Annotated in this window: 21 protein-coding genes; 18 read left to right on the top strand and 3 right to left on the bottom strand. The window is 61.1% G+C overall.

The window, feature by feature from the left end; all coding sequences use genetic code 11:
• Positions 1-49: 49 nt before the first annotated feature.
• The 6 genes from GGQ88_RS03385 to fdhD all read left to right on the top strand — a co-directional run bounded on the left by GGQ88_RS03385 (position 50) and on the right by fdhD (position 6,509).
• Positions 50-466, top strand: coding sequence for an NAD(P)H-dependent oxidoreductase subunit E (locus tag GGQ88_RS03385; protein ID WP_246385414.1), 417 nt, complete (start codon positions 50-52; stop codon positions 464-466).
• Positions 463-1,977 carry an NADH-ubiquinone oxidoreductase-F iron-sulfur binding region domain-containing protein gene (locus tag GGQ88_RS03380; protein ID WP_183611677.1) on the top strand — a complete coding sequence of 505 codons (1,515 nt, stop codon included), beginning with the start codon at positions 463-465 and terminating at the stop codon, positions 1,975-1,977. Before GGQ88_RS03385 ends, GGQ88_RS03380 begins: the two co-directional genes overlap by 4 nt.
• Before the next feature lie 118 nt (positions 1,978-2,095).
• The gene (locus GGQ88_RS03375) at positions 2,096-2,629 is read left to right on the top strand and encodes a molybdenum cofactor guanylyltransferase (RefSeq protein ID WP_183611676.1); all 534 of its coding nucleotides are present in this window, start codon (positions 2,096-2,098) and stop codon (positions 2,627-2,629) included.
• Complete coding sequence (fdhF, locus tag GGQ88_RS03370; protein WP_183611675.1) at positions 2,619-5,471, top strand: formate dehydrogenase subunit alpha; 2,853 nt, start codon at positions 2,619-2,621, stop codon at positions 5,469-5,471. The genes GGQ88_RS03375 and fdhF overlap by 11 nt, the downstream gene beginning before the upstream one ends.
• On the top strand, positions 5,468-5,734 hold the full coding sequence (locus GGQ88_RS03365) for a formate dehydrogenase subunit delta (RefSeq protein WP_183611674.1): 267 nt from the start codon (positions 5,468-5,470) through the stop codon (positions 5,732-5,734). Before fdhF ends, GGQ88_RS03365 begins: the two co-directional genes overlap by 4 nt.
• Entirely contained in the window at positions 5,715-6,509 is a 795-nt protein-coding gene (gene fdhD, locus GGQ88_RS03360; protein ID WP_183611673.1) for a formate dehydrogenase accessory sulfurtransferase FdhD, read from the top strand. Before GGQ88_RS03365 ends, fdhD begins: the two co-directional genes overlap by 20 nt.
• On the opposite strand, the gene GGQ88_RS03355 is transcribed toward fdhD, so the two are convergent.
• Complete coding sequence (locus GGQ88_RS03355) at positions 6,463-6,867, bottom strand: response regulator (RefSeq protein WP_183611672.1); 405 nt, start codon at positions 6,865-6,867, stop codon at positions 6,463-6,465. The genes fdhD and GGQ88_RS03355 overlap by 47 nt on opposite strands.
• 178 nt (positions 6,868-7,045) lie before the next feature.
• Here GGQ88_RS03355 and GGQ88_RS03350 point away from each other — a divergent pair, with 178 nt between their 5' ends.
• The 5 genes from GGQ88_RS03350 (at position 7,046) to GGQ88_RS03330 (ending at position 13,541) form a co-directional block, all read left to right on the top strand.
• Entirely contained in the window at positions 7,046-7,792 is a 747-nt protein-coding gene (locus tag GGQ88_RS03350; RefSeq protein ID WP_246385413.1) for a TonB family protein, read from the top strand.
• A 209-nt stretch (positions 7,793-8,001) separates the two neighbouring features.
• On the top strand, positions 8,002-10,374 hold the full coding sequence (locus GGQ88_RS03345) for a glycosyltransferase family 4 protein (RefSeq protein ID WP_183611671.1): 2,373 nt from the start codon (positions 8,002-8,004) through the stop codon (positions 10,372-10,374).
• Positions 10,361-11,647: a glycoside hydrolase family 130 protein gene (locus GGQ88_RS03340; protein WP_183611950.1), complete on the top strand. Its 1,287-nt coding sequence runs from the start codon at positions 10,361-10,363 to the stop codon at positions 11,645-11,647. Before GGQ88_RS03345 ends, GGQ88_RS03340 begins: the two co-directional genes overlap by 14 nt.
• Positions 11,648-11,700: 53 nt before the next feature.
• The gene (locus tag GGQ88_RS03335; RefSeq protein ID WP_183611670.1) at positions 11,701-12,741 is read left to right on the top strand and encodes a mannose-1-phosphate guanylyltransferase; all 1,041 of its coding nucleotides are present in this window, start codon (positions 11,701-11,703) and stop codon (positions 12,739-12,741) included.
• Entirely contained in the window at positions 12,738-13,541 is an 804-nt protein-coding gene (locus tag GGQ88_RS03330; protein WP_183611669.1) for a cupin domain-containing protein, read from the top strand. The genes GGQ88_RS03335 and GGQ88_RS03330 overlap by 4 nt, the downstream gene beginning before the upstream one ends.
• Positions 13,542-13,631: 90 nt before the next feature.
• Here GGQ88_RS03330 and GGQ88_RS03325 read toward each other — a convergent pair whose 3' ends face one another.
• Complete coding sequence (locus GGQ88_RS03325) at positions 13,632-14,708, bottom strand: polysaccharide biosynthesis/export family protein (protein WP_343057069.1); 1,077 nt, start codon at positions 14,706-14,708, stop codon at positions 13,632-13,634.
• Between the two features lie 211 nt (positions 14,709-14,919).
• Complete coding sequence (locus tag GGQ88_RS21635) at positions 14,920-16,047, bottom strand: glycosyltransferase (RefSeq protein ID WP_183611667.1); 1,128 nt, start codon at positions 16,045-16,047, stop codon at positions 14,920-14,922.
• Between the two features lie 518 nt (positions 16,048-16,565).
• Here GGQ88_RS21635 and GGQ88_RS03315 point away from each other — a divergent pair.
• The 7 genes from GGQ88_RS03315 to GGQ88_RS03285 are packed head-to-tail and all read left to right on the top strand — an operon-like array spanning position 16,566 to position 26,749.
• On the top strand, positions 16,566-17,675 hold the full coding sequence (locus GGQ88_RS03315) for a KpsE/RkpR family capsule polysaccharide export protein (protein WP_183611666.1): 1,110 nt from the start codon (positions 16,566-16,568) through the stop codon (positions 17,673-17,675).
• Positions 17,675-18,484, top strand: a complete 810-nt coding sequence (locus GGQ88_RS03310) for an ABC transporter permease (protein WP_183611665.1) — start codon at positions 17,675-17,677, stop codon at positions 18,482-18,484. The genes GGQ88_RS03315 and GGQ88_RS03310 overlap by 1 nt, the downstream gene beginning before the upstream one ends.
• A complete protein-coding gene (locus tag GGQ88_RS03305) occupies positions 18,481-19,134 on the top strand; it encodes an ABC transporter ATP-binding protein (RefSeq protein ID WP_183611664.1) in 654 nt (217 codons plus the stop codon). The genes GGQ88_RS03310 and GGQ88_RS03305 overlap by 4 nt, the downstream gene beginning before the upstream one ends.
• Before the next feature lie 55 nt (positions 19,135-19,189).
• The gene (locus tag GGQ88_RS03300; protein WP_183611663.1) at positions 19,190-20,953 is read left to right on the top strand and encodes a hypothetical protein; all 1,764 of its coding nucleotides are present in this window, start codon (positions 19,190-19,192) and stop codon (positions 20,951-20,953) included.
• Between the two features lie 15 nt (positions 20,954-20,968).
• Positions 20,969-22,540, top strand: a complete 1,572-nt coding sequence (locus GGQ88_RS03295; protein WP_183611662.1) for a DUF4214 domain-containing protein — start codon at positions 20,969-20,971, stop codon at positions 22,538-22,540.
• Entirely contained in the window at positions 22,537-25,659 is a 3,123-nt protein-coding gene (locus tag GGQ88_RS03290; protein ID WP_183611661.1) for a glycosyltransferase, read from the top strand. Before GGQ88_RS03295 ends, GGQ88_RS03290 begins: the two co-directional genes overlap by 4 nt.
• Positions 25,652-26,749 (top strand): glycosyl transferase family 90, encoded by a 1,098-nt coding sequence (locus tag GGQ88_RS03285; protein WP_221214473.1) that lies wholly within the window; start codon positions 25,652-25,654, stop codon positions 26,747-26,749. The genes GGQ88_RS03290 and GGQ88_RS03285 overlap by 8 nt, the downstream gene beginning before the upstream one ends.
• Position 26,750 lies beyond the last annotated feature (1 nt).

Here is a 26,750-nt window from a genome sequence, read left to right as displayed (position 1 = left end):
TTCGGCACTTTCGATTTGACCTTGGCCGTCTTTGCAGGAAGCAGGTGCGATGATGGAAAGACTACAAGAGATCGTCGCGGCGCATGCTGGTCGCGAAGGGCCGCTGCTGCCGATCCTGCACGATGTGCAGGCGGAATATGGCTACGTTTCCGAAGAGGCGATCCGCGCTGTTGCCCTGGCGCTGAACCTCAGTCGCGCCGAAGTGCATGGCGTGGTCAGCTTCTATCACGATTTCCATGAAGCGGCGGACGCTCGCCCCGTGCTCAAGCTGTGCCGAGCCGAAGCGTGCCAGTCGCGCGGGGTCGAGGCTCTGGCTGCCGGTCTGCCCGACAATCCGCGCGTCAAGGTGGAGGCGATCTACTGCCTCGGCCTGTGCAGCGTGGGGCCTAACGCGATGATCGGTGACAAGGTCTACGCGCGGCTCGATGCGGCGCGGCTTGGCGCGCTGGTGGAGGCGCTGGCATGACACTCGTGCGGATCAGCGACGACGCGCTGGCGATTGCCTGTGGTGCGGACGAAGTTGCCGATGCCTTCGCCAAGGCGGGGTGCACGGTTGAGCGCGTTTCCAGTTGGGGCATGCACTGGCTTGAACCGCTGGCCGAGATCGATGGCGAAGGTTTCGGCCCGCTCAATGCCGCGGATGTTGCCGCCGTTTTGGCGGGGGACTCGGATAAGTCCATCGGACGGATCGAGGATCATCCGTTCATTGCCAAGCAACAGCGCTTCACCTTCGCTCGCGCGGGCAAGACGCGGCCGCTGAGCCTGGACGATTACGCCGAACATGGCGGCTGGCTCGGGCTTGCCAAGGCGCGCGAGATCGGCGCGGCGGCGACGATCGCTCGAGTTACCGAGTCCGGCCTGCGCGGGCGTGGCGGGGCAGGGTTCCCGGCGGGGATAAAGTGGAACACCGTGGCGGGCGCCGTGGCCGACCACAAGTATATCGTCTGCAACGCCGATGAGGGTGACAGCGCGACTTTTGCCGACCGCATGGTGATGGAAGGCGATCCCTTCATGCTGATCGAGGGCATGGCGATCGCCGCGCTCGCGGTCGGGGCGCACATGGGCTATGTCTACATTCGCAGCGAATATCCGCATGCCATCGCCAAGATGGAAGCGGCTGTGCGTGCCAGCGCGCATATCGTTGCCCCCTTCGTGATCGAAGTGCGCACAGGTGCAGGTGCCTATGTTTGCGGCGAGGAAACATCGCTGCTGAACAGCCTTGAGGGCAAGCGCGGCGAAGTGCGGGCAAAGCCGCCGTTACCTGCCTTGGAAGGCTTGTTCGGCAAGCCTACTGTGGTCAACAACGTGCTGACGCTGGCCGCCGTACCGTGGATCATGGCCAATGGCGCTCAGGCTTATGCAGCGGTCGGGCTTGGCCGGTCACGCGGGACGATGCCGATCCAGTTGGCGGGCAACGTCAAGCATGGCGGATTGTTCGAGGTCGGCTTCGGCGTGACGCTGGGCGAACTGGTGATGACCATCGGTGGCGGCACCGCGTCGGGCCGTCCGGTGCGCGCGGTGCAGGTGGGTGGGCCGCTCGGAGCCTATCACCCCCCTGCCGAGTTCCATCTGCCGTTCGACTATGAGGCTTTTGCTGCCAACGACGGGTTGATCGGGCACGCCGGTCTGACGGTGTTCGACGACACGGCCGACATGAGCGCGCAGGCGCGGTTCGCAATGAATTTCTGTGCGGTCGAATCGTGCGGCAAGTGCACGCCGTGCCGGATCGGATCGACGCGCGGGGTGGAGCTGATCGACCGCATCCGTGCCCGCGCGGGCCGCGCGCCGGACAAGGTCGAAGCGCTGCCGCAGATGCATAACGCGCGGAAGGTGGAGCGGTCCTTGGGCGATGAAATCACGCTGCTCGAAGACCTGTGCGAGACGATGAAATTCGGCTCGCTTTGCGCGCTGGGCGGGTTCACGCCTTATCCGGTGCTGTCGGCCTTGCGGCATTGGCCGGAGGACTTCGGGGCGTGAGGTTGCGCGTTATCCTTCGACAGGCTCGGGATGGGCGGGTCTTGGTGCCTGGAAACTCAACCAACTCCGCTCATGCTGAGCTTGTCGAAGCACGCGCACCACAGTCGAGCCAGTCGCAATGATCCTCGGCGCAGTCCTCGCAGGTGGCCAATCCACCCGCTTCGGCAGCGACAAGGCGCTCGCCGAGCTTGGTGGCCGCACCTTGCTATCGCGCGCGGTCGAAACGCTCGAGGGCCTGTGCGATGCGGTCGTGGTGGTTGGGCGCGAGACTGCCCCTGCGCCGGCACTGCCCGACTGGCCGCGCCCGGGTATGGGGCCGCTCGGCGGAATCGCGGCGGCGCTGCACCACGCGCGCGATGCAGGTTATGAGGCGGTGCTGACCTGCTCGGTCGACAGCGTCGGCCTCGGCGATGATCTGCGGCGGCAGCTCGGCGCAGCACCTGCCTATTGCGCGGACCAGCCGGTGATCGGCCTTTGGCCTGCTGCCGCGTCGGTGACCGTCGATGCGATACTCGAAGGTGAGGGCCGCCATTCGATGATCGCATTCGCGCAAGCCATCGGCGCGCGCGCCGTGCAATTCAACCGCAAACCTGCCAATATCAACACGCCGGCGGACCTAAGTGCCGTCGAGGAGCAATCCCATGGGCTATGAACGTCAGGCCGATTTCGGCACCCCGGCTGTCACCAGCGACACCGCAGTGACCTGTTCGATCGACGGGCGCGAGGTCACGGTTCCTGCTGGCACCACCGTGATGCGCGCTGCTGCGTTGACCGGCGGGTCGATCCCCAAGCTCTGCGCCACCGACAATCTCAAGCAGTTCGGATCGTGCCGCCTGTGCCTGGTCGAGATCGACGGGATGCGCGGTACGCCCGCATCGTGCACCACCCCGGTCATGCCGGGGATGAAAGTCCACACCCAGACGCCGCGGTTGCAGAAGCTGCGCAAGGGGGTGATGGAGCTGTACATTTCGGACCATCCGCTCGACTGCCTGACCTGCAGTGCCAACAACGATTGCGAGTTGCAGGATCAGGCTGCGGCGGTCGGTCTGCGCGATGTTCGGTTCGGGTACGAGGGCGAGAACCATCTTGCGCAAGGGATCGACAGTTCGAACCCCTACTTCGATTTCGACCCGAGCAAATGCATCGTCTGCTCGCGCTGCGTGCGGGCGTGTGACGAGGTGCAGGGCACGTTCGCGCTGACCATCGACGGGCGCGGGTTCGGCTCGAAGGTCTCGGCGGGGTTGACCTCCGACAGCTTTCTGTCGTCCGAATGCGTATCGTGCGGAGCCTGCGTGCAGGCGTGCCCGACCGCGACCTTGCAGGAAAAGGCGGTCAAGGAGATCGGCAAGCCCGAGCGCGCCGTCGTTACAACGTGCGCCTACTGTGGCGTCGGCTGCACCTTCCGTGCGGAAATGCGCGGGGAGCAGGTGGTGCGGATGGTGCCGTGGAAGGACGGCAAGGCCAATCGTGGGCATTCCTGCGTCAAGGGCCGCTTCGCCTGGGGCTATGCCCAGCATCAGGAGCGCATCCTTTCGCCGATGATCCGCGAGAGCATCGACCTGCCGTGGCGCGAAGTTACGTGGGAAGAGGCGCTTACCTACGCCGCCACCCAGATCAACCGCATCCGCGACACTTACGGCCGCAACGCGCTGGGCGGGATCACCTCGAGCCGTTGCACCAACGAGGAAACCTTCCTCGTCCAGAAGCTGATCCGGGCGGGTTTCGGCACCAACAATGTCGATACTTGTGCGCGCGTGTGCCACTCACCGACCGGCTACGGTCTGAAGACGACGTTCGGGACATCGGCTGGCACGCAGGACTTCGACAGTGTCGAGGAGAGCGACGTGATCCTGGTGATCGGCGCGAATCCGACCGATGGGCACCCGGTCTTCGCCAGCCGCATGAAACGCCGCCTGCGTCAGGGCGCAAAGCTGATCGTGATCGATCCGCGCCGGACCGATCTGGTGCGCTCGCCCCATATCGAGGCGGACGTCCATCTGCCGTTGCGTCCCGGCACCAATGTCGCCGTCCTGACCGCGCTGGCACATGTGATTGTGACCGAGGAGTTGGCGGATGAGGCGTTCATCCGCGAGCGCTGCGACTGGGACGAATACCAGCACTGGGCCGAATTTGTCGGGCAAGAGCGCAACAGCCCCGAATTCCTTGCGCCCGTCATCGGTGTCGATGCCGACGCCATCCGCAAGGCGGCGCGACTTTACGCGACCGGCGGCAATGGCGCGATCTACTATGGCCTCGGCGTCACCGAGCATAGCCAGGGTTCCTCCACCGTGATGGCCATCGCCAACCTTGCGATGGCGACCGGCAACATCGGGCGTCGCGGCGTGGGCGTGAACCCGTTGCGCGGGCAGAACAACGTGCAGGGCGCTTGCGACATGGGCTCGTTCCCGCACGAACTGTCCGGCTATCGCCACGTTTCGGACGCTGCGACGCGCGCGCTGTTTGAGGCGGAATGGGGCGTGGCCATCGATCCCGAACCGGGCCTGCGCATCCCCAACATGCTCGATGCCGCGACCGACGGGACCTTCAAGGCGATCTACATCCAGGGCGAGGACATTCTTCAGTCGGACCCGGACACCAAGCATGTCGCGGCTGGCCTTGCCGCAATGGAATGCGTGATCGTCCACGACCTGTTTTTGAACGAGACCGCCAACTACGCGCATGTCTTCCTGCCGGGTTCGACCTTCCTTGAGAAGAACGGCACCTTCACCAACGCCGAACGCCGCATCCAGCCGGTGCGCAAGGTGATGGAGCCGCTCAACGGGTATGAGGACTGGCAGGTCACGCAGGAACTGGCGCGCGCCATTGGGCTCGACTGGAACTACACACATCCGTCCGAAATCATGGACGAAGTCGCGCGGCTGACCCCGACCTTCGCGGGCGTGACCTACAAGCGGCTCGATGCCGAGGGTTCGCTGCAGTGGCCGGTCAATGAAGCTGCACCCGATGGCAGCCCGATCATGCACATGAACGGGTTCGTGCGTGGGCGAGGCAAGTTCGTGGTGACCGACTACGTGCCGACCGACGAGCGCACCGGCCCGCGTTTCCCACTGCTGTTGACCACCGGACGTATCCTCAGCCAGTACAACGTCGGCGCGCAGACGCGGCGCACCGCCAACACAGTGTGGCATCCCGAGGATCTGCTCGAGATGCACCCGACCGATGCCGAGAACCGTGGTGTGAAGACCGGTGACTGGGTCAAGCTCGCCAGCCGTTCGGGCGAGACGACGTTGCGCGTGACGGTGACGGAGCGCGTTGCGCCCGGCGTGGTCTACACCACGTTCCACCACCCCGCGACCCAGGCAAATGTGGTGACCACCGACTACTCTGACTGGGCGACCAACTGTCCTGAGTACAAGGTGACTGCGGTGCAGATCACGCCTTCGAATGGTCCGACCGACTGGCAGGAGGACTATGAGGCGCAGGCCGTTCGGTCGCGCCGGATCGCCGGAACCGCAATGGAACCGGCCGAATGAGCGCGCTGACGGTCGACAAGCTTGCCTATATGGCCAACCAGATCGCGCGTAACATGGCGCTGGACGATCATCCTGAGAAGTCGGTCGCCGACCATATCGTCAGCTTCTGGACCCCGGTGATGGTCAACACCCTGATCGCACACGGCAGCGCCGGGTTGGACCCGATCGCCACTGCTGCGATGGCGCGCTTGGCTGATGGCCGTATCCCCGCGCCGCAGACGCGGGCGACCGACCCGGCGGTGCATGGCTCCGATGCCGGTTGAGGGCGCGCGCGACTTCGCGTTCACCGAGCATTTCGCCGATGGTTCGGCACCGCGCGGGATCGCACGCGCGCTGGCAGAGGAAGCGCCGATCGCGCTTGAGATCAATGGCGTCGGCTATGCGGTGATGATGGCGACGCCAACCGATCTGGAGGATTACGCGCTCGGCTTCTGTCTTTCCGAACAACTGATCGCTTCGCCAGCCGAGTTCGTCTCGGCCGATGCGGCGGCGGTCGATGCGGGTGGGTGGATGCTGCGTATCCAGCTGGCAGCGTCAGGCGCAGCGCCCTTGCTCGAACGCGCACGACTGCGCTTGTCCGAGGGTAGCTGCGGGCTTTGCGGGATCGAGAGCCTCGAGCAGGTGATGCGCCCGCTTGCGCCGGTCAGCGCGGAACTGGATGTGGACCCTGCCGCGATTTTCCGCGCGGTCGATGCGCTGGGTGATCTGCAGGTGCTGGGCCGAGAGACCCGCGCTGCGCATGCCGCCGCGTTGTGTGCCGCAGATGGGTCGATCCGGCTAGTCCGCGAGGACGTGGGACGGCACAATGCGCTCGATAAATTGCTCGGCGCTGCTGCACGCGCCGGTCATGCCATAGCCGATAACTTCATCCTGCTGACAGCCCGCTGCAGCTTCGAGCTCGTGCAAAAGGCGGTGATCGCCGGGTGCCCGCTGCTGGTCACGATTTCGGCAGCATCGACTTTAGCCGTCGATCAGGCCCGCGCACACCGCCTCAGGCTGATGAGCCTTGCCCGGCCGGACAGTCTGCTGGAATCCTGAGATTCGCACCTGTCTTGCTCTCCATCTGATCGAGCGCCGCCTCGAGGTGCACGATCGAAACAGGCTTGGTCATCATCGGTGCGTCGGGCGCACCTGATCCGGTGTCGAGCGAACTGTGACCGCTCAGGTAGCAGAACGGCACACCTGCCTGGCGTAGGCGTTGTGCGACCGCGACCGAGTTGTCATTGCCCCCCAGCGAGAAGTCGAGCAGCGCACAATCGACGGTTTCCGAGTCCAGCAGTGCCATCGCCTGCGATACGGTCGCGACGGCACCGACCGGCTCGTGGCCGAGATCGACGAGGCTTTCTTCGAGCAGCATCGCCAGCAGCGGTTCGTCCTCGACAAGCAGGACTCGCATTACATATCCTTCGCGCAGCCTGCGCACGCCGAGGATCGGCGGGGTTCGCGGTGCCGCTCAGTCGAGCCTACATGATTAACGCAGGCTGGACTACGGGCTCGTCCTACGCAAAAGTCGGTTTATCGCGTTTTTCAGCGACAGGTGTGCCCCACGGTATGACGGACAGGTTTGATTGCCGATGAAACCAGGCGATTCGCCTTCCCCCCCACGCTATGCCGATCGTCCGGCTGCAGCAGGGCGCGAACGTGTACTGGCCATGGTGCTGGCCGTGTCGTTCCACCTTGGCGTGCTGTGGATTGTCATTCATGGATTTGGCGGGGTTCCGCCGATCCTGGGCAAGGCCGAGCCCGCGTTCACGACGCGCACCTTCGACGTACCGCTCGATCCGCCCAAGCCTGCGCCGGAGCCGACCAAGCCAGATCCCGCCGGCGCGTCGGGGGCTGAGGGCCGCAAGGCCGTGGCAAAGCCTGTGATCGCCAAAGCGCGGGTGCCTGCAAAACCGGTGCCTGCGCCCCCCGTTTCGTCGACCGGCGATGATGTTCGCTCGGGCGCGGCGGCGCAGGGGCAGGGCACGGGCGGGGGCGGAGAGGGTATCGGGACTGGCAGCGGCGCGAGTGGCAACGGTTCAGGTGGAGGGCAGGCGCGCAAGGCCGAGAAGATCGCGGGCGATATTCGTTCGACCAGGGACTATCCGGCGCGCACCCAGCAGGACCGCATCGGCAAGCGCGTGGTCATTCTGCTTACGGTTGGAACCGATGGCCGCGTCGCGTCTTGCAAGATCTGGCGGGCGAGCGGCGTGCCCGAAGCGGACGCCGTTACGTGCAAGCTCGCCACCGAGCGCTTCCGCTTCCGACCCGCAACCGATGCGGATGGGCGGCCGATCGAGGCGACATACGGCTGGGAACAGCGCTGGTTCGCCCCGTGATGCTATAACATATGTTGCACCGCACAACGGTGCGACAAAATTGCATCTCTTGTAAACCGATGAACTGAGGCCACTTTGAGGTGAGTGGCACGGTGTCGGTTACATTTTTGCTGCGTTGCGATGCAACCGGATGACCTGATGTGCGTTCATTCATCAACGGTCAACGTTCCGCACCATGCCGGAACCCGGCTCATTCGGAAAACAGCGCCATGCCATTCAGAAACAATGATCAGCGATCAGAAACGGTCCCCGGCTCGGTCCTGTCGTTCGTCCGTCAGGCCCAACCCGGGCATGTCGTCGCCAAACGTCCGCGGATTGCGCTGATCGGTGGGTTCCGTCCGCGCAAGTGCGGGATTGCAACGTTCACGACCGATATCCTCGATCAACTCGCTGCGCATCACGATGATATCGCGGTCGATCTGCACGTAATGGACGACCCCAATGCATCGCTTCCGTATGAGGGCGTGCGTGGCGTAATCCGTGCCGATCGCGTCGATGACTACCGCTTGGCCGCGCGCCGGATCAATGAAGATGCTGTGGATGCGGTCTGGCTCCAGCACGAATATGGCATCTTCGGCGGCGAAGCCGGCGATATGGTGCTTGAACTTGTCGATCGTGTCGCTGCACCCCTGATCGTGACCCTGCATACCGTGCTTGCAGACCCGTCGCGCCGCCAGCGCGAGGTTCTCGAGCATCTGCTTCGCCATGCGTCGCGGGTGATGGTCATGTCGCGCCACTCGATGGAGCTTCTGCAAAAGCTGTACGGCGTCTCCGACGATCGTATCACGGTGATCGCGCACGGTGCGCCCGACCGTCCGTTCGGGCGCGAAGAACTGCATAAGGCCACGTTCGGGCTTGCTGGCCGCCGTGTGATGATGACGTTCGGCCTGCTTGGGCCGGGCAAGGGCCTTGAGACCGTGATCTCGGCACTCCCCGCGATTGTAGAGCGACACCCCGACGTGGTCTACCGCATCGTCGGTGCCACGCATCCGAACCTGGTTGCCAGCGAGGGTGAAGCCTATCGCGACGGCCTGATGGCGCTCGCAGACCAGCTTGGCGTGGGCAACAACATCCAGTGGGACAACCGCTTCCTCGAAACTGACGAGCTGCTCGACCAGCTTGAAGCGTGCGACATCTATCTCACGCCCTACCCCAACATGCAGCAGTCGACCTCGGGCACGCTGAGCTATGCCGTGGCGCTGGGCAAGGCCGTCGTCTCGACGCCCTACGTACATGCGCGCGAATTGCTGGCTGATGGCGTTGGTGTGCTCGTCGAGCCCCGTCAGGCCGATGTGATCGCCCGTGCGGTAAACAGCCTGCTCGACAACCCGGACGAGCTGCGCGCGGTGAAGTTGCGCGCATGGGAAAAGGGCCGGGAGACGATCTGGCCTTGTTTTGCAGGGGCCGCGCGCGATCTGGTGGAAAGCGTGATCGTGCAGCCGGCGCGCGCGGTGCCTTTGTTGGCCACCCCGGGCTTTGCGGGCGTGGCGGCGATGAGCGATTCGACCGGCATGTACCAGCATTCGATCGGTATCGTGCCCGACCGTCGTCATGGCTATTGCCTCGATGACAATGTGCGCGCGCTCATGCTGATGGGCGTGGCCGATACCGTGCCGCTGGCCGACCGCCAGCATTGGTCGATGATCTACGCGTCGTTCATCCAGCATGCGTGGAATCCGGACGAGCAGGTCTTCCGCAATTTCATGAACTTCAACCGGACGTGGTGCGAGGATGTCGGCTCGGACGACAGCAACGGTCGTACCGTCTGGGCGCTGGCGCATTTCATGCGCCGTGCACCAGATAATGGATTGCGCGAATGGGCGGCTCAATGGTTCGAGATCGCCTTGCCCCCGGTAACCGAGCTGGAATCGCCGCGAACAGTGGCATTCGTGATGCTGGGCTGTGCCGAGATGCTGCGAATCAATCCCGAGCACGCTGTGGCACGTGCCAGCCTCGCGCGCGGTGCGGCGTTGCTCGACCGCCTGCTGTCCGAATCGCGCCGACCGGACTGGGCATGGTTCGAAGCCGTGCTCGGTTATGACAATCCGCGTCTGTCGCAGGCGCTGATCGAGGCGGGTGCCTTGCTCGGTCGCGATGACTGGCTCGAGAGCGGGCTTTCAAGCCTGCGCTTCATTGCGCACCAGCAGCTTTCGGCGCAGGGCCACTTCCGCCCGGTGGGATCGGAAACCTTCGGTCTGCGCTATGAAAGCCTGCCGTTCGACCAGCAGCCTGTCGAAGCCTGGGCCGCGATCGACGCGTCTGCGGCGGCCTTTGCCGCAACCGGCGACCAGACCTGGTTGCGCCATGCCGAGGTCGCCTATCGCTGGTTCCTTGGTGGAAACGATCGTGGTGAAGTCCTGGCGGATTTGTCGAGCGGGCGCTGTCGCGATGGAGTCACACCGCAGGGTGTAAACATGAACTGCGGTGCGGAATCGATTCTTGCCTTTCAACTTGCGCATTATGCGATGTGCGGACTGGCCAATCGCACCGATAAAGGGCACACAGCGGCCAATCGGGCGGTCGGAGAGGCTGTGCCCGAACGGATCAGTAACAAGGGTGCGCAACAGCTTGCGGGTGCTTGAGCAAAAACTTCATGCCGACCCGTCACGGGTCGTGCTCCGTCCGTTTCATCTAGGTTGGCAGGGTCCGGGAGGCACGAACGCCCGGGCTGCGAAGCTCGTCGCCGATGTCGTATCGTTGAGCAACGACGACGCGGACGAGGAGTACGCGCGCGTACTTCACGACTTCGAGGAGCGGCACTGGCAGACCGAGCAGCTGTTTCAGGAGCGCTACGACGATATCGAGCAGATGCTCGAGCTCGATGGGTCGGGGTTGTCCGAAAAGCGCAAGCGACTGATCGGCGCGTACTTCTGCCACGAATACACTTATGCGGCAGCAGCGCTGATGAATCCGAGCATCGTGCCTCATCCCGACCAGTCGGGCATAAGCGGCGGCGCGGTGCGCTTCGTCATGAGCCTGCGCGCGGTGGGCGAGGGGCATATCAGCTCGATCGTGTTTCGCGAGGGGATCGCCACACCCCAAGGTGATTTCGAGCTGTGGCCGCAAAGCCACTTCGCCACGGCGATGCAGGCCGATGACCGCTTCTCTGCAACGCGCGAAGATGGCGCTGTCGGCGTTCATCGCCACACCGAGAGCAGCCTGTCGAATAGCGTGATCTTTCCGATCACCGAACAGCAGATGGGCGGGCTGGAAGATCTCCGGCTGGTTCGCTTCGACCACGGGGGGGGCGATTTCGAATGGGTCGGCACTTATACCGCCTATTCGGGGGCTTCGATTCGCTCGGAACTGCTGCGTACGCGCGATTTTCGTCATTTCATCCTCGAGCCGATCGAGGGGCGGGCCGGGCGGAACAAGGGCATGGCGCTGTTCCCCGAAAAGGTTGCCGGCCAATACTGCATGGTCGGGCGGCAGGACGGCAAGAACCTGTTCCTGCTGCGGTCGGATCGCCTGGATTGCTGGGACGATGACGGCGTCCTGCTGATGGAGCCGGAATTCCCTTGGGAATTCGTGCAGATCGGCAATTGTGGTAGTCCGATCCTGACCGAACATGGCTGGCTGCTGTTCACCCACGGCGTCGGCGCGATGCGCAAGTACGCGCTGGGCTGCGCGCTGCTCGACCGCGACGACCCGTCGAAGGTCATCGCCCGCTCGTCGAAGCCGATCCTGACCGCGATCGATGCCGACCGCTTCGGCTATGTCCCCAACGTGGTGTATACGTGCGGGGCTCTGCTGATCGGCGAGCAGTTGCTTATCCCCTACGGCATATCCGACAGCGCGGTGGGTTTCGCATCTACATCGGTTTCCGATCTTCTGGCGGAAATGACAAGGTTCTAGTAGGAGCCTTCCAGGCCATTCCTACCTCTCTCGAACACGCAATAAGGTGGCAAATGAGGCAGACAGTCCCCGTCGTTCTTTGTGGTGGCAGCGGAACGCGGCTGTGGCCTCGGTCGCGCAAGCAGATGCCCAAGCCGTTCCTGCCGCTGATCGGCGACACGACGCTGTTTACGGCGACGGTTCTGCGCTGCGAGCCGAGCGCGGGCTTCGGCGACCCGGTGATCGTGACGGGCGAGGCGCATCTGGCGCACGTCGAGGCGCAATTACCCGACCGAGACCGCACCCGGATCATCGTCGAACCGGCGGGCCGCAACACCGCTGCCGCGATCGCTCTGGCTGCATTGGTGCTGGACCCGGACGACGTCATGCTGGTCTGCCCGAGCGATCATCATATCGGCGATGTCGCCGCGTTTCAGGCGGCCGCGACTGAGGCAGCAGCTCTCGCCGCAGATGGCTGGCTGGTGTCGTTCGGGATCTCGCCCACTGCACCTGAAACGGGGTTCGGCTATCTCAAACAGGGTGAAGCCATTTCCGGAACCGGTGGACGCCGGGTGGGGCGCTTCGTCGAGAAGCCCGACCTTGCCCGCGCCATGGAATTTCTCGCCAGTGGGGAATATGCCTGGAACGGCGGTATATTCGCCTTCCGCGTCGGCACGTTCCTCGAAGAACTAGGCCGCTACCGGCCCGATATTTTCGATGCGGTGCGCCTGGCCGTTGAACAGGGTCATTGGGATGACATGCGCTTTCATCCCGATGCACAGGTGTTCAATACCGTGCCAAGCGTATCGGTCGACTATGCGGTGATGGAAAACACCGAGCGCGCCGCGATGGTCCCTGCGGTCATGGCATGGTCCGACATCGGCAATTGGCAGGCGCTGCACGAGGCGCTGGAATGCGATGATTCCGGCAACGCGGTGAACGGTCCTGCGGAACTGGTCGACTGTTCAAACGTCATGGTGATGAGTGACGGTCCCCGTGTTTCTGTGGTCGGCGCCTCGAACCTGATCGTGGTAGTCGATGGGAACGAGGTTCTGGTATGCACGCCGGAAGGGGCGCAGACCGTCGGCAAGTTGTCAGGAGCAGCCAATCAGTGACACTTCTGACCAAGCGAATGGTCGAAAAGCCCTGGGGTGTGGACACGCTTCCGCCCCCGTTCGTCGCGCCGGAAGGCAAGCGCATCGGTGAAGTGTGGTTCGAGCCACCGCCTGAAATGCCCGACATTCTGGTCAAGTACATCTTTACCAGCGAAAAGCTCTCGGTTCAGGTCCATCCGAGCGACGAACAAGCCAAGGAACTGGGCGAAAGTGGCCGCGGCAAAGAGGAATGCTGGCTGGTGATCGATGCTGAACCGGGTGCCACGCTGGGTATCGGTTTCAAGCGGCCGATAGATGCAGAGGCGATGCGTGCAGCCGCGCTCGATGGCAGCATCGAGGACCTGATGGAATGGTACCCGGTGAAGGTCGGTGATTTCTTCTATATCCCCGCTGGCACAGTGCACGCCATCGGAGCAGGCGTCAGCTTGATCGAGATTCAGCAAAATAGCGACATTACCTATCGGTTGTACGATTACGGTCGTCCGAGGGAACTGCATCTGGATAAGGGTATCGCGGTGGCGCGGGGGCAGGCGCTTGATCAAAAATGGTATCGCACCGTGTCCTTCGATCAGACCGCGGAACTAGTTGACGGACCCTTTTTCATTCTTGATCTGGTCCGTGGAATCCCCGAGCCCGAAATTCGCGCGAGGCACCGTGGTGTCTGCCTGATAATTCCGCTGGCTTCCGGAGGAGCAACGCAAGCAATAGGACTACAGCCAGACGTTTGCGAGGTGGCCGATCTTAGCCTTTTTGCGTTCGCTGAATCAGGACTACATTTGGTCGTCAGCCGACCCTCATGAACACGGCTGACGCGGCCGTTACCGTTCTTGGTAGTCCTGCGCTTAGTACCCTGAGACAAGTGCAGCCTAAAATTTGTAGTCAAAGAGCGATCAGTTCGCGGCATTTCCGATCGTGATAAGCGAGAAGGCCATCTGTGAAGCGATGCCGACAAACTTCTGCAGATCTGCGCCGGGCGCATTCGAGACGTAAAGAATGTCCTTGTGCCGGACAGGGAAGTTTTGAGCGATGAACAGGTTTGCCGCGTTGGCAAGGTCGAGCTGATAAATCACGGGCACTTTGTTGCCCGGAAGCCGCGGGGCGTTATCGAGATACTGCGGAGGCACTGCGGCAACGTCCTCGAACCGGAATATGAACACGCCGCGAATATCGGCACGCTCATCCCGCAGTCCGCCTACACGGCCAAGTGCCTGAGCTAGTGAAATGCCGGTAGCCTCAAAATTGATCTCGGCATTTGCACCTGTCGCGCCCAGTGCCGTGAAACTGAATGACTGAAACGATGCCGTCACAACATCGTTCGGCGCGAGCCGTATGTTCTGGCGGGGATCGGCAATGATGCCTTCAAGTGGCATCGAAACGAGTTGCCCCCTCCGGGCGACCTGTATGGTGGTCTTGCCTACGGGTTGTCGCACGCCACCGGCCAGTGCCAGGACGTCCAGCAAGCGCTCACCCTGTGGCGACAAGGGTATTCTGGCGCTCTGGCCGACCTCGCCGATTACGGTGACGTTGGTATTGGCATTACGTACGATGCGAACGATGGCTTGAGGTGAATGGGCTTTCCCCGTGAGACGGGAAACAATTTCTCGTTCGATTTGCTTCGTCGTCCTTCCAGCGGCCGCGATATCGCCCACAAAGGGAACCACAATGCGCCCATTCTGATCGACGATCTGTTCGGGAATCGCATTTGAGCGACTTACCGCCGCCGCTGCGCTGCTCCCGCGGCTGTCGGATATGGAGGATCCGAACAGGGCCGCAGGAGGCGCTTCCCAGATCGAGATGTCGAGCACGTCACCGCTGCCGACGACCGCACCAACCGGCATTGTGTCGCCAAACGTCTCTGCAAATTGCTGGCTGCGGACAGCGCTCAAGACCTGCGAAGTAACAGTGGCGTCCAACGGGATGATCCGAATCCGATCCGATTCAAACGAACTCTTGCCTGCAGCAAGCACAGCGCGACGCGGCGGCCCAGATGATCCGAGCGAGGAGCAAGCAGCCAATACGAGCGAGCTGGCCGAGGCGATGGCAAGAATGCCTGCCCGCTTGATATCATGCGAATTCATTGAGTTTCCTGCGGAAAATGTAACCTGGGTGGCGTCTTGTCGTCAGGCCCTTCAGCAACATGCAAAGCGCATTCCACGTTAGCATGAACCGGTCAAGGGATTAGAGCCCGACGGATTCAAGCTCTGACCTTTGCTTTTGTTCGACGTTAATTGAACCTAGCCTTGCCATGATGAATTCCGCCGCGTCGCGCCACTTTGCGAGCGGAGGTGCTACAAATGACGCTGCGCTTTGAAGCCAGCATGCGATGGTTTTGGCAATTGCATGAGCCTCTGCATCTTCCGCAAAGAACCAAACACCGTGCGCTGTCATGGGCTCAAAAACTTCGATGTTGCGCGCGAGAACCGGTTTGCCATGCCCCAAAGCCTCGATTAGCGGCAACCCGAAACCCTCGGCGTGTGAAGGCACCAGTACGCCTCGGCAGGCCGAGTAGAGAAGATCGAGCGCCTCATCGCTCAACCTCCCCGGCCACAGTAGCCGTTTGCCCATTTCCGGATGAACGCGAAGCTGTTCGACGAACGCATCCATTTTCCAGCCTATGCCGCCCACGAAAAGCAACTGGAAAGGTGAACCGTTGGCCCAAAGATGCTCGAACGCGCGAAGTGCATCAGCGTGGCCTTTCCGCGGCTCGATCGTGCCCACGACGAGCACTGTAGGTGCATTAGCCATCTTTTTGAGCAATTCGCCGAAGGCTGGCGGGAGACCAAGGGATGGCTTGCTGCCGGCCAGATCTGCTCCCATCGGAATAACGTTCACGCTGAACGGCTGCCGGGCACCAAACTGCTCGCCTATTATGCATGGTAGTTGGCGGGCAACGACCTGTGAGACGCAAAAGAAGCCATCCGCCGTGGCAGCCATAATCGCAAGCCAATTTCGAAACCTCAGGACGGTGGGCGCAGAAAACCAGTCAGGCTTCTGAAGTGGCAAGAAATCGTGCACCAGATAGTGGAAGGAGACCCCGCTGCGCCGCAACCGGGCAAATTCGCGCCGCATTTGCCAGATTGCATCGAGCGAGAAATCAAGCCCGAAGAAAACATCCCCTGAGCGGTATTCCACGCGCCGCGTCGTCTTTGAAAACCCAGCGTGACCCTTTTCTAGCAGGTGGTGTTTTCGTTTGTAGGTGTAGACGAAATGCACTGACGCCCTTTCGTCGATATTCGTTGCGATAGCGCGAACCACGCGCTGGATGCCGGTGCCCGCATCGTCCTGGCTTATCACCGAAAGATCCACGAAAATGCGTGATTCCTGTCCATCGGAAGGCAATCCGGGGGCGCATGTTCGAAGGCTCCCGATATAGAAGCGCCAGCCAAACCTGCTGAACCACCTCTTCTGAAGTCGATCGATGGCCCAATTGAACTTGCGTAAGAGCCATCGGAGGGGTGTTGGCCGCTTGGCACTGCTCGCCTGGGCCGAGCGACTTGGCGCTTCTGTCCCGTTCGGCGAGGGACAAAATGAATCCCGGATGACGCTCATCAAACTTGGCTTTCGACAAAAATCTCACGCCTCGCAGTTGATTCGGAAGCATTTTCGTCGCACGCAAACCGTCCGATCGAACTGCATGGCAAATTCGTGGCGAGCCGGGCGTCAAAGCAGAAAATCGCGCATAAGCCAAGGAGAACAGCTGCGAAATCGCGACGGATTGCTTCGTGGCGGGCTTGCAAACTCACTTGCGGGAGCGCATTAGGCGCGGCCTGACGTCATGGCACTGATGCGGCAGAATCCATAGAGAAATAGGTAAGTCGTTGCAAATGTATCAACGGATCAAGCAGCGTTTTCAGGCTTTGGGCCCTTTGTTTGTATTGATCGTTCTGATACCCTCGGTATGTTCGTTCATCTACTTCGGCATGATTGCTTCGGACGTCTACATTTCGGAATCGCGCTACGTTGTCCGGTCCCCGGAGAAGTCGGCACCAAGTTCTCTGGGCATGCTTCTGAAAAGCGGCGGCTTCACCAACGCCAGCGACCAGATTTTCGCTGCTCAAGCATACCTGAGCTCGCGTGATGCACTGCACGAACTCGACAAGGGCAATGCTTTCAAGAAAGCCTTCAGCACAGGCGATATCTCGATTTTCAATCGTTTCGATCCCCTCGGCCTCGATGGGTCGTTCGAAGCGCTATATCGCTATTATCAATCCCGTATTGGCGTTGAGTTCGATTCTGCGACTTCGATCACCACTCTGAGCGTGCGGGCCTATGATCCCGCAACTGCGCGCAAGCTCAATGAAAACATGCTGCGGATGGCAGAGGCCACCGTCAACCGCCTCAATGTCCGCGGGAGGCAGGATCTGATTCAGTTTGCCGTTGCAGAGGTGGCGCAGGCAAAGGACCGGTCGCGCAAGGCGGCACTAGCCCTGTCTGCGTTCCGTAACGAGAGGGGCATTGTCGATCCAGAAAAGCAGGCCGCGATCCAGTTGCAGATGATCTCCAAGATCCAAGATGAGCTTATCACCGCGCGAACACAACTAAGCGAAATCCGCGAGTACGCTCCACAGAGCCCGCAGGTCCCTGTGCTGCGCACACGGATTGCCGGACTTGAAGAGGAAATCCGGCGGGAGTCCGGCCTGATTGCGGGCGATCGCAAATCTCTTGCCGCTGCAACGGCGCAGTATCAGCAGCTGTCGCTCGAGGCCGAGTTTTCTGACCGCCAATTGGCTGCGGCCATGGCTTCTTTGCAGGATGCGCAGAACGAGGCGCGCCGAAAGCAGGCCTATGTCGAACGCCTTGCCGAGCCAAATACGCCCGATGCAGCTCTCGAACCGCATCGCCTGCGCGGCATCCTTACGACCATCATGATGTGTCTCGTTGTCTGGGGCGTCGCAGCGATGTTGATCGCAGGCGTGAAAGAACACCGACACTGATGACGGGTCCCCAAGAACCGGTAGTCTCCGACGGATTTTTCCAGTCTTGGAAGATTCAGTCTCGTGTCGTAGGCGCCTTGCTCATGCGCGAGGTGCTGACGCGCTACGGCCGCCACAACATCGGTTTCTTGTGGCTTTTCGTAGAACCGATGCTGTTCACCTTGGGCGTCACCGCGCTTTGGACGGCGTTGAAAGCGGTCCATGGATCCAATATTCCGATCACGGCGTTTGCCCTGACCGGCTATTCGAGCGTGCTGTTGTGGCGCAACATGCCCAACCGCTGTGTGGGCGCGGTCCAACCGAACCTTGCGTTGATGTATCATCGTAACGTCAGGGTTATGGACATTTTCCTCGCACGGCTTTTGCTGGAGGCCGCTGGCGCCTCGATCTCGTTCCTGCTGCTCTCGCTAGTGTTCATCTCGCTCGGCTGGATCACTGTGCCCGAGGATCTGATGAAGGTTATCTCCGGCTGGCTCATGCTCGCGTGGTTTGGCTTTGCCTTGGCAATTCTTTTGGCTTCATATTCCGAAGAATACGAGATCGTCGAAAAGCTGTGGCATCCTGCATCCTACCTTCTGTTTCCACTGTCGGGTGCCGCCTTCCTCGTCGGTGCTCTGCCTGTTGAAGCCCAGCAGTACGTGCTATACCTGCCTATGGTCCACGCGGTCGAATGCATTCGTGACGGGTTTTTTGGCACCAAGATCGAAGCGCATTATGACTTGTTGTACATGGCGGAAGTCAACCTTGTGATGACGTTTGTAGGACTGCTTCAGACACACCGGATCAGCAAGAGGGTGATTCCGGAATGATCCGGTTGGAAGATGTCACCAAGTCCTACCATACCCGCTCGGGCCTGAAGCAGGTACTTCGCGGTATCGACTTCCAGATGGTGAAGGGTGAGCGGGTTGGTTTCCTCGGTCGCAACGGTGCAGGCAAATCCACACTGATCCGCCTCATTTCAGGCGCTGAACTGCCTGATACCGGCAGCGTGGTGCGTGAAATGTCTGTGTCGTGGCCGCTGGCTTTTGGCGGCGCGTTCCAGAATGCGCTGACAGGGATCGACAACCTTCGCTTTATCTGTCGCATCTACGGTGTCAGCGTCGAAGGCAAACTCGATTACGTCCAGGAGTTTTCCGAACTGGGCGACTATATCTATGAACCGCTCAAAAGCTATTCCTCGGGTATGCGCGCAAGGCTCGCCTTCGCGATATCCATGGTCATCGAGTTCGATTGCTTCCTGATCGACGAGGTCTTTGCGGTCGGTGACGACAGGTTCCAGCGCAAATGCCACGTCGAGCTCTTTGAAAAACGCGCCGACCGGGGCATGATCTTCGTCTCGCACAACGAGCACTTCATTAGGGAACGTTGCGATCGTGTTGCGATCCTGCACGAAGGGCGGGCGCTGACGTTCGACGACATGGACGACGCCTATGATTTTTATAAACTGAATTATGGCTAGGCCTGTGCAGAATGTTCTGCGCCACGGTGAGCCGCGTCGCGATGGGGTGGTTCTGGTGGGCGACTGGTTCCGCGCCGCCCCAGCAAATGGATCGGGTCCCGGTACGGCTCGCAACAATGTGGTCTGGTTGGCGAGTCTCCTAGCGGCGCCGTTAGGTCTCGATCGCCGCCATCTGCCGGTCATCATGCCCGCTAAGGATGCCCAGAGCTTCACGCAACAGGTGGGCGATGCAGGGCTGGTCGCGCGGTTTGCCCATGACCCCGTTCGCGCGTGGCTGGAATCTTACGATGCCAGCCCACAGCCCGAGGTCTTTGCCGAACTTTACGATCTACTTCCCCCCGCTGCGATTGTCGTCGGCTTCGAATTGCCTCCCGTCATGCGGCGGGCGCTCGCCTTGCGCGGCCACAGATATGTGTCGCTGCACAACCATCCGCTTCGCTTCCTTAGCGACCTGGGGTTCGGGGTGCACTCGAATGACGCTGGGTTTGTTCGTTCCTTCGAGGCGATTGCTTGTAGCGTCAGCAACATAGATCAGCAGGTGTCCCGCCTTTCCGCGCGTTTCTCGCGCCTTAATCCGGTGCAGGCCCGGTTGCCTGAGGGCTGTCCAGTGCTCTTGGGACAGACTCCAACGGATGCCTCACTTGTCGTCGACGGGAAAATTGTCTCGTGGGAGGATCGCGCCGAAGATCTTGCGGCTTTGCTGGGCAGTTCGCGTGAGGTCGCATATCTCAAGCATCCGCATGCCGTTTGGCCGCAGGCTGATCTCGACTTCTTTCGATATACTTTGGGCAAGACGGTCATCGCAATTGCCGGAAACAGCTATCCACTCATCATGTCACGTCAACCAACCGGGCCGGTGGCGACATTGTCGTCCTCGCTCGGCGTCGAGGCCAACGCTTTCGGTTGTGACTGCCACTTCCTGCTTGCCGACCCGCAGGCGAAGTTCTGCGTTCCCGGCCTCGACAATGCCGTTCAGGTCATGGTGGACCACCGCATTTTGGAGCGCGAGTTCTGGGATCGGATGCTGGCAGGTGATGGCGACTTGCCCGCCCCACGCGAGACACCCTTCTATCTTGGCGACAATTTTGTCCGCAGCACGCTGGAAAGCTGGGGCTACGCCGCGCTGCTTTCATCGCACCCGTTTACGAGGATGGACAAGCTGGTCCTGCCAGCGGCAGACATCCAGCCGGGCCGGGGACGCGCCCTTTGCGCTGCACTGGTCGATGCGTCCGAAGCAAGCGGCGAGAAGATAGCTTCTGTGGCGGCCGACAATGACATCACGCTGGGTCTGGCCCCCGACCCCCTAGTTGATGGCGCTCACTGGGAGTGGAATCCCCGGATCGAGTTGCTCGGCCTACCAGGCCTTTCCGGTCTCTTGAGCGCAGAGCTGGACGGCTCGTGGACCGAAGGCGAACGCTGCAGGATCGATCTGACCATCGGCCCTGCCGCAGATGGTTTCATGGCGCTGGAAGGCGAGATTCGCTTTTCGTTCTTCCGTGGGTTGCTTGGCCATAATCCAGCCCTGCTGGTTAGTGTGGACGGCATCCCTTGTTCCGCGATCATACACCGAGAATGCGAAGATCCGTATCACACACTGCGCTGGAGGGCCGTCGTTCGGTGTGGCCAGCCGTGCCGTATCGATCTTGCGTGCAGTCATTCCGGAACCCCAGTCGAAGCCGGATTGGGAGATGACTCGCGGCTGCTCGGATTTATCCTTCATGGTGCAGAAGTATCCGCGAAGATGGCACGCGGGCCTAGCGGCTCGAAGACCTTGCGCATATGGGGATTGGGCGAGCGCCCCATTGAAGCCGACGTATGAAAGATGGTGTCATCAATGTCTGAAGACGATCAAAAGCCGGTCGACGCGCTGAGTATCAGTCAGCTGGGGCGCGCCTTCGATCAACGATTGCGGGAAGAGACGGGCTTTCTGGAGCAGGAGATCGCTCGGCAGGCGACGGACGCGGCCGGCGTCGTCCGGAAGATCGAAATCCTGTTCGAACTGGCGGAACAGAAGATCGGTCGCTTCACCGGGGCGCTGTCTGCCACGGAGATAGAGCGCGAGCGGATCGCAGAAGAGTTGCGCAAGGGCCGCGAAGCGCTCGAAGTGCAGCATACAGAAAAAGCGCGCGCCTTTGCTCGCCTCGAGCGGTACGAGGAAGAGATTGCGCGCTTGTGCGGAGTAAATGCTGAGTTGGAGCGTGCGCTGGCTGATGCTGTCGCCAAGGCGGACGTCGCTGTCGCGCGGTATGCTGAAGCAACGAAAGAGCTTGCCGCTTTGAAGGCCAGTTTCGACGTCGCTCAGGAATACGCTGGTGCGGCGACAGAACGTGCCGATAGCTTTGTGCGTAATGCCCGGGCACGGGAAGCCATGCTGCAAGATGAGGTCGCGAAGGTCCGGCTAGAGGAAGGCATCAAGGCGATGCGCGAGACGGTCCGTGCCGAGTATCTGGCCGCCCAACTTTCGCTCACCGCTCAACGGACGCCGGGGTTTTCCGGAATTCCCGAGCTTACAAGTACTAACTGCCCTTCGTCAGCCGATCGCGATGCGGTGGGGCCTGCGGTAGTGTGGCTTGCCGAGAATGCAGAGAAGTTCGTGGGCACGGCGCCTGACACCGGCTTCGAGGCTTTGGCGGGCCAAGCTCTTTGCGACCCAATTTTCATAGCTGCCAGCTACATGTGGATTCTCGGACGGCCTGCCGATGATGGTGGTGTCGCACATTATACTGGTAAGCTCGCTGATGGACTTACGCGCGCTAAGTTGCTCGAAAATCTTGTCTCGTCGGGTGAGGGCCGTAGCCGGATTGCACTTTTTTGCGACGCTCTCGGTCGCGATGACGATGCGGCGATCGCTGCTGCATACAAGCTCATCCTTGGCCGTTCGGTTGACGCCGCTGGCGCAGAACACTACCGCAGGATCTTAGCCAAGAGAAACGGTCGCAGGATGCTCGTGTCCGATTTGGCAAGCTCGCGCGAGGGGCGATTGTCAGGCACCCCGCTTGCCGCAGCGATCCGCATCCACAGCAAGTTTTCCCTGCCGAGCGTGCTGACCAAGCGCAAGTTGGCCGGTATGTTCAGCGCGCAATCGGGCCAGACACTTCAGGCGTGGCAAGCCGGGCGTCTCGGCATGCTCGCGCGTGAGGCAGCACAGCGCGCGCGCGAACTCGACGCGCGGCTCAACCTGCTCGAGGCAGATGCACGTCGTCGTCCAACGCGGTCCGATCACGCATTGAACGCACCGACCGTGCGCGCTTTCGAGCACGGCGTGGGCAGGTTAGTGAACGTGAAGCCTGCGGTGACGTCCCCCTGCCTCGATATGCTCCTTGGCGATAGTGCGCACGACCGCACGCCTGCTTCGATCCGGAGTGCGATAAGGTCCGAGCTCGGCGAACTGGAGGCCCGACCTTGAGCAGCAGCGTTGAGTTTCCACTGCGGAAGGATGACGGTCGCTTCCGGGGGCGGCGTGTTGCGATTGTTTCGGCGGGCTCCCCTACGGCAGGTGCAGGCGGCGCCGAGCGTTTCTACGCGGGGCTGAAAGCCGGTTTCGAATTAATCGGCTGTCAAGCAGATTTCGTCGAGGTCCAGGCAGATGAACCGTCGGTCGACAAGATCGTGCTGAACTATGAACTCGCTGCGGCGAAAGACCTCTCGCATTTCGATATAGTCGTTTCCAGCAAGGTCCCTACTTATGCAATTCGCCACCCGCGCCATGTAGTTTTTCTGAACCATGCGGTCCGGATCTTTGACGACATGTTCGAAACACACTTCCCCAATGCCAGCGCAGATGATTATTGCGACCGCGCGCGTATCCATCGCGCCGATCTAGATGCGCTGCTCGCAGTCCCGGCGCGCATTTGTCAAGGTTTCGAGGTTTCGCGGCGCTTGAGGCGCTGGCGTGGGCTTGGCTCCCGCGTTGTGCACCCCCCGCTTGGCTTCAACGGCTTTCGCCCAGGTGATGGGGAGGGGGAGCATTTTCTGATCGCGGGCCGACTGCACCCGTGGAAGCGGTTCGACCTGCTGATCGAGGCCGTACGGCATTCCAGCAAACCAATGCGCTTGCTGATCGCCGGTGAGGGTGAGCATGGTCCAGCGTTGCGTGCGCTGGCGGGCGACGATCCCCGCATCCAGTTTCTGGGCCGCATCAGCGACGGGCAACTAGTGGATCTTTATAGCCGCGCAATTGCCATTCCGTTTCTTCCGCAGCGTGAGGACTACGGCTATGTAACGCTTGAGGCATTTGCGAGCGCTTGCCCGGTTTTGACCTGTACGGACTCGGGTGAGCCTGCGCATATCGTTCGTAACCACGAAACCGGTCTCGTTGTTGAGCCAACGCCCGAAGCCGTCAGTGTCGGCCTGGAATGGTTTTGGTCGCACCGCGACGATGCGCGACGGATGGGGCAGCGCGGCCTTGCCTTGGTCGAAGCTATGTCGTGGCGGGATACGGCTTTCGAACTTGCTTGCGCCGCGACGGGAGAAGCGTCAGTCGTCGACGAAGTTCCCCTCAACGTAGCTGTGCTCGACATGCAGCCGATAGCTCCGGCAGTGGGTGGCGGGCGATTGCGCCTGCTTGGACTCTATCATAATCTAGGTAACAACGTTTCGTCCAACTACGTTGGCACGTATGACTGGCCTGGAGAAAGCTACCGGGCGCACTATCTCAGCCCCACGCTACATGAAATCGACGTGCCGCTAACGACTGCGCATTTCGTAGCTGCGGACGACATGGCAAGGCGCGCTGGGGGCAAGAACGTCATCGACCTGGCGTTCAGTCGGCAGGCGCATCTCTCGCCCGAATACGTCGCTGCCGCGCGCAAGGCGGTCGATGAAGCGCGAGTCGTGGTGTTTTCGCATCCGTGGATCTACCCCTTGGTCAAGGATAGACTGCGGCCCAATCAGATCGTGATCTACGAATCGCACAACGTCGAGGGATACCTGCGCGCGCAATTGCTGGATGATCGCAATCCCGTCGAGCGTGAAGTTCTCGAAGGGGTGATTGCCGACGAACTGGAGTGCGGCAAGCGGGCGGACTGGATTCTGGCCTGCTCGCATGAAGACCTGCTGCGCTTCAACCGCCTCTACGGCTTCTCACCGGCGAAGATGCGGGTCGTGCCCAACGGGGTGATGGCGTTTGCAAAAGGCATGCCAGCCGATGCCGACAGAAAGGCCGCGCGCCTTAAGGTTGGCCTCAATACGGGAGCCTTTGCGGCGATCTTCATCGGGAGCGGCTACGGCCCCAATCGCCAGGCTGCCGCTTTTATAAACGAGCGCTTGGCTTCGCTATGCCCGGAAGTCATCTTCATCGTCGCGGGCGGGGTGGGCGAAGGCATGGTGCCCACAAGTGGCAATGTCATCATCACTGGGCAGATCGACGACGAGACACGCGACTTGTGGTATGCTGCATCAGATTGCGCGGTGAATCCCATGCTTGCCGGTTCGGGCACGAACATCAAGATGTTTGACTTCTTCTCGTCTGGGCTGCCGGTCATATCGACCGACATAGGCGCGCGGGGGATCGACACCTCCGGCCAGCCATTCCTGCAGATCGTGCCTGCCGTCCCCGAAGCCTTTGCAACCGCACTTTTGCAACTTCGCAAAGATCCGGCGTTGCGAGCTGAGATGGGGCGTGCCGCACGCCTCTGCGTAGAGGACGGCTACTCATGGGAACGTATCTCGGCGCAACTTGGCCATTTCATCAGGATGCGCGAAGCGCTTGCCGGTCAATCCAAGCCCAAGTTTTCCGTTGTCATTCCCAGCTACGAAAGGCCGGAGAAGCTCACTGACCTGATGGGGGCGCTGCGCGATCAGGCAGAGCGCGACTTCGAAGTAGTAATCGTCGATCAGTCAGCGCAGTCATGGCAGGGCGCCGAAGGTGATTGGGGTTTCCCGTTGTTCTATCACCATAGCCCCGTGAAAGGGGCAGTGCGCGCTCGCAATACCGGAGCAATGCTTGCGCAAGGCGACATCATCGCCTTTGTAGACGATGATTGCCTTCCTTCGCAGGGTTGGCTCCTCAATGCCCGCAAATACTTCACGGACGACGGTGTGGTCGGCGTAGAGGGCCTGATCCGATCCGACCGGCAAGATGATCCTGAATGGCGGCCAGTTACCAACGTCGGCTTCGAAGGGATCGGCTTCATGACTGCCAACCTGTTGGTTCGGTCCTCGGTCTTCCAGCACTTGGGTGGCTTCGATTTGCAGTTCGACAAGCCGCATTTCCGTGAAGATACCGATTTTGGCTGGCGCATGCTCGATCTGGGGAGGGTGCCCTACGCTTCTGACGTCGAGGTATTCCACCCGGCACAGCCGCGGGCATTGGAACGGGAATCGCTAGCCACGCGGAACCGCTTTTTCGTCAAGGACGCGATCTTGTGGCAAAAGCATCCCGAACGCTATCGTGAGTTATTTCTGGCGGAGGGGCATTTTCTGCATACCCCCGGATTTGGTGCGGTAATTCGCGATGGGTTCGCTGCCATTGGTGTCTCGGCCGAACATATCCCTGCCTGGATCAGGGAGCGGCTCGATGATTGATTGCGGTATCGTCCCGCTCTCGCCCACGCCGGTGGACTGGACCGACGTGGAGATGTGGGGCTTCGTCAATGCTGTCGATACGGCTCGCCAATCGGGCACCTTGCCCGATGGCCAAGCAGTTGTGGCAGTCCGGGGCGAAGGTGGCGCCAGGCCTGTGGCGCTTGAGTTTTCGCGTCCTGGGAAAGTTGCCGAATTTGGTTGGAGCTGGGCCAACCACAATTACGACGAACAGGCCGAGGTTCTTTTCCAGCAGGACGCGGTGTTGGTTCGACTGAGCACTAGCGCGTCGAAGATCATCGTTTCGCGATGCATCGTGATTCTGGCAATCATGCGCCTGTTTTCCCACAAGCACGATGTTCATGGAAAGGGCGTGATCTGCAGCCTTGGTGATTCAGACGGCGATGAACCGATCTTGAGCTTCTCGTCGAAAGCGCATGGCGACTTTCTCCTCCCCGATCCCTATTTCATGCTTACGCGCAGCTACGAGCGCGAACGCGGCCTACTGGCGGAAGACTGGCAGCCCATAGAAGAGCGAGACGCGCGTATGTATTGGCGCGGCGCGCCAAGCGGTCTGGCGAAGTACGCGAACCAGCTTGACTCCCAGCGCGTGAAGCTGGTTATGATGGCGAACACGCCGGCGAACCGCTTGAATTTTAACGTACGTTTGGCCAGCCGCAGCGGTCTTGATGAAGATGTCACAAACGCTCTTGAGGCATGCGACGGGTTCAGCGCGCCGGAAGATCAGATGGAGATTTCCCGCTACGCCTTCAACATCGACGTCGACGGTGTAAGCTCATCCTGGACCGGCTTCTTCCTCAAGCTTCTGGCCGGCGGGACCGTGGTCAAGATTGCATCGGATGCTGGATATCGGCAGTGGTATTACACTGCTCTGAAGCCGTGGGTGCATTATGTTGAAGTGGCGCCTGACTTGGCGGATTTTTCTTCAATCGGACGCATGCTGACGCTGCGGCGCGATTGGGCGGCCGAGGTCGCCGAGGCGGGACGTGCATTTGCACTTTCACTTGATCTGGCAAGCCAGTTGAGTGGTGCAATAAGCGCCGTGCAGCGTGCTGTCGTTCGGCAAAATTGAT

Source organism: Novosphingobium hassiacum (assembly GCF_014196055.1).
In the GTDB taxonomy this organism is placed as follows: domain Bacteria; phylum Pseudomonadota; class Alphaproteobacteria; order Sphingomonadales; family Sphingomonadaceae; genus Novosphingobium; species Novosphingobium hassiacum.
Note: the sequence above shows the minus strand (reverse complement) of the source record. Positions and strands in the feature narration are given on the sequence as shown.